The organism is Rhodothermales bacterium (genome assembly GCA_040221055.1).
Lineage (GTDB): Bacteria > Bacteroidota > Rhodothermia > Rhodothermales > UBA10348 > 1-14-0-65-60-17.
Genome location: JAVJVN010000019.1, coordinates 55,302 through 68,230 on the forward strand (window position 1 = coordinate 55,302; position 12,929 = coordinate 68,230).

Consider the following 12,929-nt stretch of genomic DNA (forward strand, 5'->3'; position numbering starts at 1 on the left):
CGGGTTGCCCGGCCTTGGCATGGTCGTTGCATCTATTCAGGAAAAAACTCCGAATCCCCATGAAACGTCATCTTACCCTCTTCGCGCTGTTCATTTTCCTGGTCGGAACGTCCAATGCGCAGACCGGGCATCATTCCGGCACACCGTACGATATTCGATCTGTCTTGCAGTCCCGCGGCGAGGGAACCGTCATGGTGGAGCCGGATCAGGCCACGCTCCGTTTCTCCATTGTGACAGAGCACAAGAATCCGCAGACGGCCATGCAGCTGAACGAGGATGCGTCGGGCACGGCCCTGCGTGCGGTGCGCAGTCTGGGCATTGCAGACCGTCACCTGCAGGTGCAGAACATCCGGCTCGAACCCAAGCGTGAATGGAATGAAGAGGGCCGCCGATGGGTGGAGCTGGGCTACGAAGCCCGTAGGTTTGTGAGTGTAACGGTGACCGATCTCGACGTGTTGCCGAATCTGGTCAGCGCGGTCGTCGACGAGGGGGCAAACCGACTCGAACAATTGCAGTATGAACTGGCCGACCGGAGTGCCGCGGAATTGGAAGCGCTCGGAAAGGCCGTCGCCAATGCCAAGGCGCGCGCCATGGCCATGGCGGCCGCGCTGGGAAGCTCGAAGGTCGTACCCATCCGGGTCATTGAGGAAGGCGCGAGCATGCCCGAACCCGTCCTCATGGCGCGGTCTTTCGCCAAGGATGAAATGGCCCAGATGGGCGGAGCGCCCGATCCCGCCGCATGGTCCGGTGGCCTGATCGAGGTCCGGGTCGCTGTCTCGGCTGAGTTCGCCTTCAGGAGCGAGTGATTATTTCTTGAGCGCGTTCCAGGCCCAGAGCAGGACGAGCGCGCCGCCCACGGCGAACAACAGCTCACCGAGCAGGCTGTCGGGCGTCAGGCCGAAAAAGCCGCCCAGGAATCCGCCGACCACGGCCCCGGCGATCCCCAGGAGCGTCGTGAGGATGAATCCACCCCCTTCCTTGCTGGGCGTGATCATTTTGGCCAGGGCGCCAGCGGCGAATCCAATCAGGATGAACCAGAGAATAGTCATGAGCTTCTTTTTGGTTTAACTTGGGATGTCCCGTTTCATCAATTCGTGAGCACATGTCCCGGACATTGGTCGTTTCAATATCAGGTATTCGCGGCATAGTTGGTAGGGGGCTGGACCCGGAAGTCGTTGCGCGGTATGCCGGAGCCTACGCCGGTTGGTGCCACGACCAGGCCGGTGGGGAAACTCCGGTGGTTGTCGTCGGACGGGATGCACGTGTTTCGGGCGCCCTCTACGCCGAGCTCGTCATGAACACGTTGCAAGCGGCCGGGTGCGATGTGATTGATGCCGGCCTGGCCACGACGCCGACGGTCGAGATGGCGGTCATTCGCGAAGGTGCGACCGGTGGAATCGTGCTGAGCGCATCGCACAATCCGGCCGAATGGAACGCGTTGAAGTTGCTGGGGCCATCGGGAGAGTTCCTGTCACCCGCAGAGGCCGCCGATGTCATTGAGCGCCCCGCCGGGCCATGGGCGGATTACCAGGCCCTGGGACAGCGGCGCAGCGCATCCTATCTGGACTACCACGTGCAGGCCGTCGTCGACCTTCCGGAAATCGACATCGAATCCATCCGGAAGCGGGATTTCCGGATTGTGGTCGATGGAATCAACTCGGTGGGCGCCATTGCGATGCCCGCGCTGCTGGAGGCCTTGGGCGTTCGGCGGGAGCAGATCATCCTCGTGAACGGCGAGCCGCATGGGCGGTTTGCGCATCCCGCGGAACCGTTGCCACAGAATCTGGTGGAGACGTGCGCCGTGGTGGCACGCGAGGGGGCGGACATCGGACTGGTGGTCGACCCTGACGCCGACCGGCTGGCGCTCATCCAGGACGGAGGGGTCTACGTGAGCGAGGAACTCACGCAGGTGCTCGCGACGGACTTCTGGTGGGGCCGGCATGACGGGCCTTTCGTTACGAACCTGTCCTCGTCCAGGGCCATAGAGGACGTGGCGCGACAGAGGGGACAGCAGGTTTTCCGCTCGGCGGTCGGCGAAATCAATGTGGTCGAGGAAATGAAGCGGACCGGAGCGGTCATAGGCGGTGAGGGGAACGGTGGGGTCATCCTGTCCGCGCTCCACAACGGCCGGGACGCCCTGGTCGGCGCCGCGTTCATCCTGCAGCACCTGGTCAATCAGGGTCGGTCCCTGTCGTCGCTGGTTGCGGATTTGCCTACCTACCACATGGCCAAGCTGAAGACCGACATTGCCGGTCACGATCCGGAGGTTCTGCTCGCGCGGATGGCGCAGCGGTATTCAGGTGGGGACGGGGCGGGATCCGCCGGCCGCGTGTCGACCGTGGACGGGGTCAAGGTGGATCTGGACGAGGGCTGGGTCCACATGCGTCGCTCCAACACGGAGCCCATCATCCGGGTCTATACCGAAGCCGGATCCCCGGAAGCCGCTCACGCGCTGGGCGAACGGTTCATGGCCGAGCTGCTGGACGATTAAATTCGGACGTTACGCGTATCCCTTGGTCGTGTCAGTACGTTAGGCAGCGTATTCCGTGTGCACAATGACCTGTCTGGGATGAAGGTCCGGGAAGTCATCGTCAATACAAACACCCTGGGAAAAAGGGGCTGGTTACGGTTGCCGGCAAGGCAGGACTTGACTTGCCACCAGGAACACTGAACAGTATTTTTCGTCAAGCTGGACTGCGTAAATAGATGCCAGCAATGAAATACGCCGTAATAATTGAACAGGGAGCGTCGAGCTTCGGTGCATATGTCCCTGATCTGCCCGGTTGTGTAGCGGTGGGCAAGACGGCTGACGAGGTCATGACGTTGATAACTGAAGCAATCCAGCTTCACCTGGAGCACATGAGAGCGGAAGGGGAGGTGATTCCGAAGCCGCACTTTCGGGTTGAATATGTCGACGCCACGGGCTGAAGCCGTCAGGGCAGGTCCACGAAGCGCGCATCTTCCACATCTTCCTTGGTACGTGCCTGTGTTGGCACATGAGTGGACGCTCTGTGGGACATCGACGGATCCTGCCGCGTACCCGACCCTGTTCCCGGACGCGATGGCCCCAGCGGCCGCTCAGGCTGTCCCCGCAGCGCACGGATGAGGTTGCCGGCGGTCTTGAATACGTACCAGGCCAGGATGGCCAACAGGATCAGTTTGATCATGCCGTTCTGTCCGATCAGCGCGACGGATTGAAGTAGCGGGTGCCGGGATGCGTGATGCCCCCGATCTGTCGGATGAGTTCGTCCAGATCGCCCGATTGTTTCACGAAATCAATGTGCGTTGCGTTCACAATGAGCAACGGACTGGCCGTGTAGTGGAAGAAGTACGCATTGTAGGCGTCATTCAGCTGGGCAATGTAATCGCGCTCCATGTTCGCTTCGTAGGGGCGGCCCCGCTCGGCGATGTTCACCATGAGCCGCTCGGTGGAGGACTGCAGATACACCACCAGATCCGGCACGGGTGTCCGGGGCTGCATGATGCCGAACATCGTTTCGTAGAGGGACAGCTCGTCGCCGTCCAGGTTGGTCCGCGCAAATATGCGATCCTTGTCGAACGAATAGTCGGCCACCACGACATCGTGGAACAGGTCCCCGCGTGAAATGCCCTGCTGCTGCCGGAACCGGCTGGCCAGGAAACTCAACTGCGTCTGGAAGGCCCAGCGGGGCCGGTCCTGATAGAACCGTTCCAGGAACGGATTTTCATCGAACTCCTCCAGGACCAATCGGCCGTTGAAGCGCTCGGCCAGTTCGCGCGCCAAGGTGGTCTTGCCGGCTCCGATGACCCCTTCAATGACGACGTATTGCAGATTGTCCGGGAGCACACGGGGTACGGCTACCGGCCCGCTCTCCCTGGGGCCATCCTGGAGTTCGTCAAAGAGGCTCATCGAGTCGGAGTCTGGTTGGGATTGCCTCGTCAGGGCACACGGACAGAAGATACTCGACAGACGCGTCCAGTGGAGGACCAATGAGGAGTCCCGGGGCAATTTCCGCAAGCGGTTCAAGGACGAAGCGGCGTTCGGCCAGACCTGGATGGGGCACCGTCAGGTCCTCGCTCGCCAGGTGGACCCCCTCCATGTACACGATGTCCAGATCCAGGGTACGCGATTCCCACCGGCGCCCCGCGCTGCGTACCCGGCCGTGACGGCGTTCGATGTCCAGGCAGCGCTCCAGCAATGCGTCGGGGGAGAGCGACGTCCGCACGTGGACGACGGCGTTCAGATACGGGGGTTGAGGCTCCTCTGACGGCCGGAGGTTGTCTGGTCCGGATTTGTCTGCAGGCGCCTGCAATGCCGGGCTTTCATAGACGGATGATACGGCGCATACCTCGAGGCCAGCCGATGCGCCGAGCTCCCGGGTGGCCGCCCGTAGGAAGTCCAGGCGCGTCCGATGCGGTTCGTCGAGGTTGGATCCCATTGCGATGTAGGCGTGGTTCATGTCCCCAACTTACGATCAAAAAAGTGCACCAAAAAAAGTGGGGGCGGGCCGACAGGCCCGCCCCCACAGGAACGTCAGGAATTGACGGTCACGGCTTACATCATGCCGCCCATGCCGCCCATTCCACCCATGCCGCCCATGTCCGGAGCACCACCACCCTGGCCTTCCGGCTCAGGCTTGTCGGCGATCACGGCCTCGGTCGTCAGGAGCATGCCGGCCACGGAGCCTGCATTCTCGAGAGCCGAACGGGAGACCTTGGTCGGGTCAATGACACCGAACTCGAACATCGAGCCGTAGACGCCCGTGTAGGCGTTGTAGCCGAAGTCCTTCTTGCCTTCGAGCACCTTCTGCACGACGATGGATCCTTCCATGCCGGCATTGGCTGCAATCTGGCGCAGCGGCTCTTCCAGGGCGCGGCGAACGATGGAGACACCGATGGTCTGGTCTTCGTTCTCCGTCTTGACCTTGTCGAGTACCGAAAGGGCACGCAGGTAGGCAACGCCACCGCCGGGCACAATGCCTTCTTCGATGGCAGCACGCGTGGCGTGAAGCGCATCTTCAACGCGGGCCTTCTTTTCCTTCATTTCAGGCTCGGTAGCGGCACCAATCCGCAGCACGGCAACACCACCAGCCAACTTCGCCAGACGCTCCTGGAGCTTCTCGCGATCGTAGTCGGACGTCGTGTTCTCGATCTGCTGCTTGATCTGGCCAGCGCGGGCCTTGATCTGCTCCTTGTCGCCGGCACCGTCGACGACGGTCGTGTTGTCCTTGTCCAGAACGACGCGCTTGGCACGACCCAGGTAATCCATGGTCGTGTTTTCCAGACGGTAGCCCTTCTCTTCGGAAACGACCGTTCCACCCGTCAGGATGGCAATGTCTTCCAGCATGGCCTTGCGGCGATCGCCGAAGCCCGGAGCCTTGACGGCAGCGACCTTGAGCGTGCCACGCAGCTTGTTGACCACGAGGGTTGCCAGGGCTTCGCCCTCGATGTCTTCCGCAATGATGAGCAGCGGCTGACCGGACTGGGCTGCCTTCTCGAGGATGGGCAGCAGGTCCTTCATCGCGCTGATCTTCTTGTCGTGGATCAGGATGATGGCATCGTCCAGGACGGCCTGCATGGAGTCCGAATCCGTGACGAAGTAAGGAGAGAGGTAGCCACGATCGAACTGCATGCCTTCCACGACGTCCAGCGTCGTTTCCATGCCCTTGGCTTCCTCGACCGTGATGACGCCTTCCTTGCCGACGCGCTCGAAGGCTTCGGCGATGTCGTTGCCGATGACTTCGTCGTTGTTGGCCGAGATGGTGGCCACCTGGGCAATGCGGGAGCGGTCCTTTACGTCCTCGCTCATGCTGCGCAGTTTCTCGACAATGGCGGCAACGCCCTTGTCAATACCCCGCTTCAGGTCCATCGGGTTGGCACCTGCCGTCACATTCTTGAGACCGGCGGTCATCATGGCCTGGGCCAGGACCGTGGCGGTCGTCGTGCCGTCGCCGGCGACGTCGCTGGTCTTGGAAGCGACTTCCTTGACCATCTGGGCACCGACATTCTCAATCCGGTGCTCCAGTTCGATTTCCTTCGCGACCGTGACACCGTCCTTGGTGACCGTCGGGGCGCCGAATTTCTTTTCGATGATGACGTTGCGACCCTTCGGGCCCAGCGTCACTTTTACGGTGTCGGCCAATTTGTCGACACCACGCTTCAGAGCCTGACGGGCTTCTGAATCAAATACAATTTGCTTTGACATATCGTGTATTGTGGGATTTGGGTGTGTTCAGAATCAGCCTGCTACGATGCCGAGGATATCCGACTCACGCATGATGAGCAGGTCTTCCTTGTCAAGGTTGATTTCCGTACCGGAGTATTTTCCGTAGAGGACGGTATCGCCTTCTGCGACCGTCATGTCGACCTTCGTGCCATTTTCGACCTTTCCGGGGCCGACGGCGACGACCGTGCCTTTCTGTGGCTTCTCTTTTGCAGTGTCAGGAATGAAGAGGCCGCTGGCCGTCTTCTCGTCCGCTGGCAGCGGTCGGACCACTACGCGGTCGCCCAATGGTTTGATGTTGGCCATAGATACGTACTGTTGTTTCTGGTGGTACAGGTTGGCACTCTCAATGGGAGAGTGCTAAGGCATGTATAAAATGATGCGGAATCCGGGCCCCGAAGGGGGTCCACCGCAGATCCATAGAACCTGATGACCCCGTTCGCTGTTCCACGCCGTCCACGCCAAGCGTCTCTTATCCGATCAAGAATCCGTGAACAGACCCACACGCATCCCGTCCGGCTCCGGCATCCTCCTGCTGACCGGACTGGTCCTGCTGGCCATCGTGCCTGCGCTCACCCCGTTCGTCGGGGAGGGACTCCGGGCATCCCTCATGCAGGGCTTCTCCATGGTGTGCCACCAGATACCGGGACGGTCGCCGCATTCACATGGCGTGCAGTGGGCCATTTGCCATCGGGACCTCGGTATCTACTGGGGGTTGCCGGCGGGGGCGTTGGCGTACATCGTGACCGGATGGGCACCGTCCTGGATGAACAGGGGCATTCCATTCCTTTTCGCGGCCGCGCTCGTACCGCTGGGTCTGGACTGGGGCCTGGATGCATTCGGTGTCCTGGCCAACTCGGCGCCGAGCCGGATAGCCACGGGGGCCGTTTTCGGAATTACGTCCGGGTTCATCCTGGCATGGACGGTACTGACGGACCGGTCCGTAAAATGACAGATCATCGCATGGACGCGCGTATGTCATGATGCGGACGCTCGTTTTGTGTAGATTGACGCATCCATCCAACCCAACCGCGTTTTCGCCATGAACAGCAAAACCCAATCGCTCATTCTCGGGGGACTGGTAGCCGGACTGCTCAGCACGTCCTACCTGGGCTTCATCAACATGATCTGCTGTCTGGGCGTCATAGCAGGCGCGCTTACGGCCGTCTGGCATTACACGACAACGTACGATGTGACCATACCGTCCGGTGAAGGGGCCGGCATGGGCGCGGTAGCCGGCCTCATCGGTGCGGTGGTATCGACCGTTCTGAACCTGGTACTCATGGCCGCCGGTATTCGCCATGATCTTGCGGTGAACCAGTTCATGCTCGATCGTTTCGGCGATCAAATGCCGCCCGAGCAGTACGATCAAATGATTGCCATGATCGAGAAGCCGTTCACGATCGGTGGATGGATGGCGGAGAACCTCGTGGGGCTCGTCATCGGTCTCGCCGTGTCCGCGGTCTTCGGTGCCATCGGCGGCGTGATCGGCGCGAAATTGTTCAAGAAGGGCGGCGAAGAAGTCTCCGATCCGCTGGCGGCGTAAGACGCGGCCTCAATAACGCCGTTTCGAGACCGGCGGGCGCAGGATTTCCGACAGGACCACGGCCTTCCGCATGGCGGCGATGTCGGTTGCCGGGTGCAATGTGGCGTCGCGCTCCTGCGGCAGGGGCTCCAAAACCAGCTCCGGCTTAGGCTTCGCTTTGGGCTTCGGTTGTGCCTTGAACGGATCCTTGGCCCTGGATTCTGATTTGGGCGTCGATGTTTGCCCGAACTCCATGTCTCCGAAGGTTTCCCAATGGGCCGGGGGGAGTTCGACCTCCTGAACCCGTGTGGGAGCAGGACGGCGTGTTGCCTGGGCCGCTGGATCTGACTGGGGCTGGGGCTCCGGACGTCGCAAGGGCTCACCGGTCAGGATACTGCGGATTTCCTCGAGCGCGGAATCCATGTCCGGTGACGATTCCACGGACGGATCCACCCCGTCGGGCGACTGCCCGGCGGGACCTTGCTGCGGTTTTTTCCGCCCGATGAACCCCTGCAGCAGGTAGATGGCTGCAATGGCAATCCAGAAGATGATGTCGAGATCCATGGAGCTGTGTACGACGGGGAATTCGAGGGGTTCAATCAGTCATATCCTTGCGCACCAATCTGTCTGTCAAATGCCGGTTGGCGCGAGGAAACGGCAGGTCTTCCATTTCGGACGGCGTTGACCATGCGGAGCGAAGATCGGTCCGGGGCGGACGCGACGCATCGGTCAGGCGACAATGCCAGGCATGCAGCGTGATCCTGAAATGCGAATAGGCATGCTGTATGGGCGGCTCCGGCTGCCCGATCTCAATGTCCGTGTCCAACTCCTCGCGGACCTCGCGTCGGAGCGCATCTTCCAGATCTTCTCCCGGCTTGCGTTTACCCCCCGGGAATTCCCAAAGGCCACCCAGCATGGCATCTTCCGGGCGGCGCTGGACGAAATACCGGCCTTCGGGGTCCCGGATGAGCGCGACCACGATGTCATGGTGGGGTACGCGATCCTTCTTCCGCTTGATCGGGTATCGCATCGGATCTCCTTCCGAAAGACCCACGCAGGCAAACGAGACCGGGCAGTCGCCACAACGGGGATTCCGCGGTGTACAGACCGTAGCTCCCAGTTCCATCATGGCTTCGTTGTGATGACCGGGTCGGGTCGGGTCCAAAAGACGTGAGGCCAGGTCGTCCAGGTGCTTCCGGGTGGCCGAGCGTGTGACATCTTCCGGGATGCCGGCCAGGCGGGTCAGGACGCGTATCACGTTTCCGTCCACGACGGCGCGGGGCTCGCCGTGGGCCAGGCTGGCAATGGCGGCTGCGGTGTAGGATCCAACACCCGGCAACTCCAGCCATTCGGAATAGGTGGAGGGAAGGGCGCCGTCCCGCTCCCGTACGACCTGCCGGGCTGCAGCATGCAGATTCCGGGCGCGGGCATAGTACCCCAGGCCTTCCCACTTCCGGAGCACGTATTCCAGCTTCGCCGCAGCGAAATCGGCGACGGTGGGCCACTCCCGGATGAAGGCCAGGAAGTATGGCAGTCCCTGGTCCACGCGGGTCTGTTGGAGCATGACTTCCGACAACCAGATGTGCCACGGATTCCGCGTGGTTCGCCAGGGCAAGTCCCGGGCATTGCGTTCGAACCACCGGGACAGCTCCGTACGCACGGCGATGAGGTCCGAGGATGGCCAAGGTCCTGCTTCGTCCGGCCGAGCCTCGTCCGGTCCGTCGGTGGTTCGGGGACCCGGTGCGCTCATGATCGTTGAACGGGAAATGTTGCCATTCCGAAAGATAGTGTGCCATCCTGTACGCTGTGTGCAGTCGAGGCGTTCGTCGTCCGCGGTGTTCGTGCTCGCTGTGCTCGCTGTGCTCGCGGCTACGCCTGCCCGGTCGCAAGCCACGGCGGAATGGACCCTGGCGTACGAACAGATTGGAAAGGAGCCGGGTGGCGATGGCGGGGAGGCATCGGCGTCCAGTCCATGGCCCGCCGGCCTGATAACGCCGGACGTACCGGGCGACCGGTGGCGGAATGACCTCGAGCAATGGCTGCACGCAAACGGATGGTTCCAGGCCCGGATCCTGCACGTGGATCGACAGAATCGGGCCGTTTCCGTGCGGCGTGGACCGGCAGCCCTCGTGTCGGCGGTATCCGTTGAAGGCTGGACGGGATTCGCCGCCGGGCTCGCGCCCGGCGATACGCTGACCGAACGGGCCCTGGAACGGGAGATGGACACCATCCTGGCCGCCACGACGCGTGCGGGTCGACTGGCCTCCCGCGTCCGTGTGGCCCGTCTCGAGCCCGACGGCGACCGGATCCGGGTCACATTCGCCGTGGAGCCGGGGCCCATGGCGATTGTGGAAGGGGTCGATTTCGAGGGGGACGAGCGGACCAAGCCCGTGTACCGGGCACGGGTCGCGGGGATCGTACCGGGGCAGGGGGCGGCGGGGCTGGACCTGGAACGGGCACGACGGCGCACCGCCGCCGCCCCCACCGTACGTCAGGCGGGCACCCCCAAATACGTCCTGACATCCGATTCCACGGCCCGGCTCGTCATTCCGGTTGAGCCGGCACCTCCGGGTCAATTCGACCTGACGGCCGGCTGGCTACCCGGCGCGAGCGGCAGTCGGGGACAACTCATCGGGGGCGGTCGCCTTAACCTGCTGAATGCGTTCGGGGCAGGCCGAGCCATTGACGTTGAATTGGATCGTCGGCCGTCGCAGGTCAGCCAGGCCTACATCCGCCTGTCCGACCCGATGGCCGCCGGCCTGCCGTTCGGCGTGGAGGCATCGTTCTCGGGCATCCAACAGGATTCAACCTATGCGGACAGGCGCTGGTCGGGGGCCGTCAACTACCTGCTGGATGATCGGCTGTCCCTCGGGGTGCGGTTGACCAAGGACGTGACGCGGCCGGGCCAGGCGGGGTTGCGGGTGGAGGACGGTCGGCAACGCATCCCCCGGGCGGAGGCCCTGTTCTGGGGGGTGCAGGTCGAACTCCGGAACGTGGACAGCGAATGGCAACCCACACGCGGCATCCTTTTCCGCTCGCTCTACGAAAGGGGGAATCGCACCACGCGTGCGCGGGTCGTGGCAGAAACCGGCGCCGAGGAAAGCACGATTGCCGAAACCAGCGCCGTGGAGCGGCTGGAACTGGCACTCCGGGCATTCCTGCCCACATCCGCACGGACGGTCCTGGCCCTGGGAGCCGATGTGCGCGGCGTGCGAGGTGAGCAGCTCGACGAGAGCCAACGCATCCGGTTCGGCGGAGCCCGTTCACTTCGCGGATATGACGAGGACCGGTTCCTGGTCCGGAGTGCGCTTCGTACCTTTGCCGAGTGGCGATACGTACTCGAACGCGGTCAGCGCGTTTTCGCCTTCATGGACCTGGGTTGGCTGGATGAGGGAGCGGGGTCCACGGGTTGGTATCCGGGATTCGGCGTCGGGGCCCAGGTGGAAACCGGGGCGGGCGTCATGGACCTGACGTACGCCATGAATCCCGAGGAATCGCTGATCAACGGGCGCATCCACATCGGACTCTCTTTTGGACTGTAACTGTCAGAACATGGTCGTCGCAGCATGAACGCAAAGCATCGTTTCTACTGTCCTCCTTCCTGTTTTTCGGACAAGCACGTGGTGTTTCCCGAGGATGAGGCGAGGCATGCCGTGAAGGTGCTGCGCCTGGCTCCCGGAGACCTCGTGACGGTGGTGGATGGCGTGGGCGGCGAGTTCCAGGTCCGCATGGAGACGCTGGCCAAACGAACGGTCATCGGGGCCGTCGAATCCCGGTCCACGGTGCAGGTGGAGCCGGCCGTCCAGGTGCGTGTGGGGTTGGCCTTGCTGAAGCAGTCGGCCCGGTTCGAGACCTTCCTGGAAAAGGCGGTTGAACTGGGGGCGCACGAAATCATTCCGCTGACCACGAGCCGGTCCGAAGCGTCGTCGTTCCGCCGCGCACGGGCCGAAGCCATCATGGTGAGTGCGCTCAAACAGTCCGGTCGATCGGTCCTTCCGGTACTCCGTGACGTCACCCGCCTGGAAGATGCGCTCCGTGAGCCCCCGCCCACGCCCGGTGGCGCACGGCTCCTGGCGCACGAGGGGACCGGACCCGCATCCCATATCCGTCACGTCCTGCCGGCCGATGCGTCGCATGTGACCGTCCTCATTGGCCCGGAAGGTGGGTTCACGGACGAGGAAGTCCAGGCAGGCCGCGAGCGGGATTGGACACCGGCCTGGTTGGGCGCCCGCCGATTGCGTGCGGAGACGGCGGCCATGGCGGCACTTGGATTCATCATTATGTCACTTGAGTGAACGCCTGCGGATGTTGTATCTTGACAGGCTGGAAACCCAACTCTGTTTGACCCATGTTTACTTTTATAGTGGTCCTTATTTCGATCATCGCCGTCCTCATGACGCTGGCTGTACTCTTGCAGAGCGGAAAAGGAGGCGGCCTGGCCGGTATTGCATCCGGCGGTGCGACCACGCAGATCCTGGGTTCCCGGCAGGCTCCGGACTTCCTGGAGAAAGCCACCTGGTATCTGGGCGGCTCCTTCATCGTCCTGTGCATCCTGTCGAACTTCGTGATTGACCAGTCCACGGCGCCGAGCTCGGTCATCCAGGGCCAGTCACAGGGTCAGACGCAGCAGTCCATCCCGGTTCTTCCGCCCGCCGATGCCGGTGCCGAGAATGCGACGGAAGGCGCTGTGAACCCGGACAACACGCCTCCGGACAACCAGTAGTTGCTGTAGGCTCAACGGACCAATGACCCGAATGAAACAGGGGCGCTCCGCGTATGCGGAGCGCCCCTGTTTGCATTACGCGGCCATGCCGACCTGTAAGCCGAATTCTGTCTGACTGCGAAGCGCCGCCCTCGACGCAGTGAGATCATCATTTATCTGGGACCGGTGTCACCACCGGCCTCATGCAGTCTACCCGCATCGCACTTCGACGGGCCGCCATATCCCTTGCGGGAGCGATGCTGCTTGACCTTGCACCCCATGGGGTTTGCCTGGCCACCCCGGTCACCCGGAATGCCGGTGGGCTCTTACCCCACCATTTCACCCATTGCCTGTGCCCTTGCGGGCCATCGGCTGGTTTGCTTTCTGTTGCACGTGCCGTCACGGTCCGAAGACCGTGCCTTCCTGTTAGGAAGCACGGCGCCCTGTGGTGTTCGGACTTTCCTCACCCGGAAACCGGGCGCGATGATCCGATCGGCATG

Annotated in this window: 15 protein-coding genes, 1 other RNA gene and 1 pseudogene; 8 read left to right on the forward strand and 9 right to left on the reverse strand. The window is 62.5% G+C overall.

What is annotated here, in order from left to right; translation table 11 throughout:
• Positions 1-59: 59 nt before the first annotated feature.
• Positions 60-806 carry an SIMPL domain-containing protein gene (locus RIE53_12095; protein ID MEQ9105424.1) on the forward strand — a complete coding sequence of 249 codons (747 nt, stop codon included), beginning with the start codon at positions 60-62 and terminating at the stop codon, positions 804-806.
• Here the strand turns inward: RIE53_12095 and RIE53_12100 are convergent, their stop codons facing one another.
• The gene (locus RIE53_12100) at positions 807-1,049 is read right to left on the reverse strand and encodes a GlsB/YeaQ/YmgE family stress response membrane protein (GenBank protein MEQ9105425.1); all 243 of its coding nucleotides are present in this window, start codon (positions 1,047-1,049) and stop codon (positions 807-809) included. It abuts the gene before it with no gap.
• Between the two features lie 53 nt (positions 1,050-1,102).
• Here RIE53_12100 and glmM point away from each other — a divergent pair, with 53 nt between their 5' ends.
• Together glmM and RIE53_12110 are read left to right on the forward strand one after the other, a co-directional pair.
• Positions 1,103-2,491: a phosphoglucosamine mutase gene (gene glmM, locus RIE53_12105; protein ID MEQ9105426.1), complete on the forward strand. Its 1,389-nt coding sequence runs from the start codon at positions 1,103-1,105 to the stop codon at positions 2,489-2,491.
• A gap of 95 nt (positions 2,492-2,586) precedes the next feature.
• A pseudogene (locus RIE53_12110) lies at positions 2,587-2,706 on the forward strand (type II toxin-antitoxin system HicA family toxin).
• A 227-nt stretch (positions 2,707-2,933) separates the two neighbouring features.
• Here RIE53_12110 and RIE53_12115 read toward each other — a convergent pair.
• The 5 genes from RIE53_12115 to groES form a co-directional block, all read right to left on the reverse strand.
• Positions 2,934-3,167: a hypothetical protein gene (locus RIE53_12115; GenBank protein MEQ9105427.1), complete on the reverse strand. Its 234-nt coding sequence runs from the start codon at positions 3,165-3,167 to the stop codon at positions 2,934-2,936.
• Positions 3,168-3,181: 14 nt separating this feature from the next.
• Positions 3,182-3,889, reverse strand: a complete 708-nt coding sequence (locus RIE53_12120; protein MEQ9105428.1) for a deoxynucleoside kinase — start codon at positions 3,887-3,889, stop codon at positions 3,182-3,184.
• Positions 3,876-4,439: a 2-amino-4-hydroxy-6-hydroxymethyldihydropteridine diphosphokinase gene (folK, locus tag RIE53_12125; protein ID MEQ9105429.1), complete on the reverse strand. Its 564-nt coding sequence runs from the start codon at positions 4,437-4,439 to the stop codon at positions 3,876-3,878. Before folK ends, RIE53_12120 begins: the two co-directional genes overlap by 14 nt.
• Positions 4,440-4,534: 95 nt before the next feature.
• Positions 4,535-6,184 (reverse strand): chaperonin GroEL, encoded by a 1,650-nt coding sequence (gene groL, locus RIE53_12130; protein MEQ9105430.1) that lies wholly within the window; start codon positions 6,182-6,184, stop codon positions 4,535-4,537.
• Positions 6,185-6,217: 33 nt separating this feature from the next.
• Positions 6,218-6,508 (reverse strand): co-chaperone GroES, encoded by a 291-nt coding sequence (gene groES, locus RIE53_12135; GenBank protein ID MEQ9105431.1) that lies wholly within the window; start codon positions 6,506-6,508, stop codon positions 6,218-6,220.
• A 184-nt stretch (positions 6,509-6,692) separates the two neighbouring features.
• On the opposite strand from groES, the gene RIE53_12140 reads away from it, so the two are divergent.
• Positions 6,693-7,154, forward strand: coding sequence for a DUF2085 domain-containing protein (locus tag RIE53_12140; GenBank protein MEQ9105432.1), 462 nt, complete (start codon positions 6,693-6,695; stop codon positions 7,152-7,154).
• Positions 7,155-7,244: 90 nt separating this feature from the next.
• Entirely contained in the window at positions 7,245-7,748 is a 504-nt protein-coding gene (locus tag RIE53_12145) for a DUF4199 family protein (protein ID MEQ9105433.1), read from the forward strand.
• Between the two features lie 9 nt (positions 7,749-7,757).
• Here the strand turns inward: RIE53_12145 and RIE53_12150 are convergent, their stop codons facing one another.
• On the reverse strand, positions 7,758-8,291 hold the full coding sequence (locus RIE53_12150; GenBank protein ID MEQ9105434.1) for a hypothetical protein: 534 nt from the start codon (positions 8,289-8,291) through the stop codon (positions 7,758-7,760).
• Between the two features lie 31 nt (positions 8,292-8,322).
• Positions 8,323-9,477, reverse strand: coding sequence for an A/G-specific adenine glycosylase (gene mutY / locus RIE53_12155; GenBank protein ID MEQ9105435.1), 1,155 nt, complete (start codon positions 9,475-9,477; stop codon positions 8,323-8,325).
• A 91-nt stretch (positions 9,478-9,568) separates the two neighbouring features.
• On the opposite strand from mutY, the gene RIE53_12160 reads away from it, so the two are divergent.
• The 3 genes from RIE53_12160 to secG are packed head-to-tail and all read left to right on the forward strand — an operon-like array spanning position 9,569 to position 12,450.
• Entirely contained in the window at positions 9,569-11,269 is a 1,701-nt protein-coding gene (locus RIE53_12160; GenBank protein ID MEQ9105436.1) for a hypothetical protein, read from the forward strand.
• A 24-nt stretch (positions 11,270-11,293) separates the two neighbouring features.
• Positions 11,294-12,022, forward strand: a complete 729-nt coding sequence (locus tag RIE53_12165; GenBank protein ID MEQ9105437.1) for an RsmE family RNA methyltransferase — start codon at positions 11,294-11,296, stop codon at positions 12,020-12,022.
• A 53-nt stretch (positions 12,023-12,075) separates the two neighbouring features.
• A complete protein-coding gene (secG, locus tag RIE53_12170) occupies positions 12,076-12,450 on the forward strand; it encodes a preprotein translocase subunit SecG (protein MEQ9105438.1) in 375 nt (124 codons plus the stop codon).
• A gap of 80 nt (positions 12,451-12,530) precedes the next feature.
• Here the strand turns inward: secG and rnpB are convergent.
• Positions 12,531-12,929: RNase P RNA component class A (gene rnpB / locus RIE53_12175), an RNA gene on the reverse strand.

Excerpts from the sequence above, each read along its gene's own strand:
- RIE53_12120 (MEQ9105428.1), bottom strand. The coding sequence starts at position 3,889 with ATGAGCCTCTTTGACGAACTCCAGGATGGCCCCAGGGAGAGCGGGCCG.
- mutY (MEQ9105435.1), bottom strand. The coding sequence starts at position 9,477 with ATGAGCGCACCGGGTCCCCGAACCACCGACGGACCGGACGAGGCTCGG.
- folK (MEQ9105429.1), bottom strand. The coding sequence starts at position 4,439 with ATGAACCACGCCTACATCGCAATGGGATCCAACCTCGACGAACCGCAT.
- groL (MEQ9105430.1), bottom strand. The coding sequence starts at position 6,184 with ATGTCAAAGCAAATTGTATTTGATTCAGAAGCCCGTCAGGCTCTGAAG.
- glmM (MEQ9105426.1), top strand. The coding sequence starts at position 1,103 with ATGTCCCGGACATTGGTCGTTTCAATATCAGGTATTCGCGGCATAGTT.
- secG (MEQ9105438.1), top strand. The coding sequence starts at position 12,076 with ATGTTTACTTTTATAGTGGTCCTTATTTCGATCATCGCCGTCCTCATG.
- RIE53_12165 (MEQ9105437.1), top strand. The coding sequence starts at position 11,294 with ATGAACGCAAAGCATCGTTTCTACTGTCCTCCTTCCTGTTTTTCGGAC.
- RIE53_12100 (MEQ9105425.1), bottom strand. The coding sequence starts at position 1,049 with ATGACTATTCTCTGGTTCATCCTGATTGGATTCGCCGCTGGCGCCCTG.
- RIE53_12145 (MEQ9105433.1), top strand. The coding sequence starts at position 7,245 with ATGAACAGCAAAACCCAATCGCTCATTCTCGGGGGACTGGTAGCCGGA.
- groES (MEQ9105431.1), bottom strand. The coding sequence starts at position 6,508 with ATGGCCAACATCAAACCATTGGGCGACCGCGTAGTGGTCCGACCGCTG.
- RIE53_12150 (MEQ9105434.1), bottom strand. The coding sequence starts at position 8,291 with ATGGATCTCGACATCATCTTCTGGATTGCCATTGCAGCCATCTACCTG.
- RIE53_12115 (MEQ9105427.1), bottom strand. The coding sequence starts at position 3,167 with ATGATCAAACTGATCCTGTTGGCCATCCTGGCCTGGTACGTATTCAAG.
- RIE53_12095 (MEQ9105424.1), top strand. The coding sequence starts at position 60 with ATGAAACGTCATCTTACCCTCTTCGCGCTGTTCATTTTCCTGGTCGGA.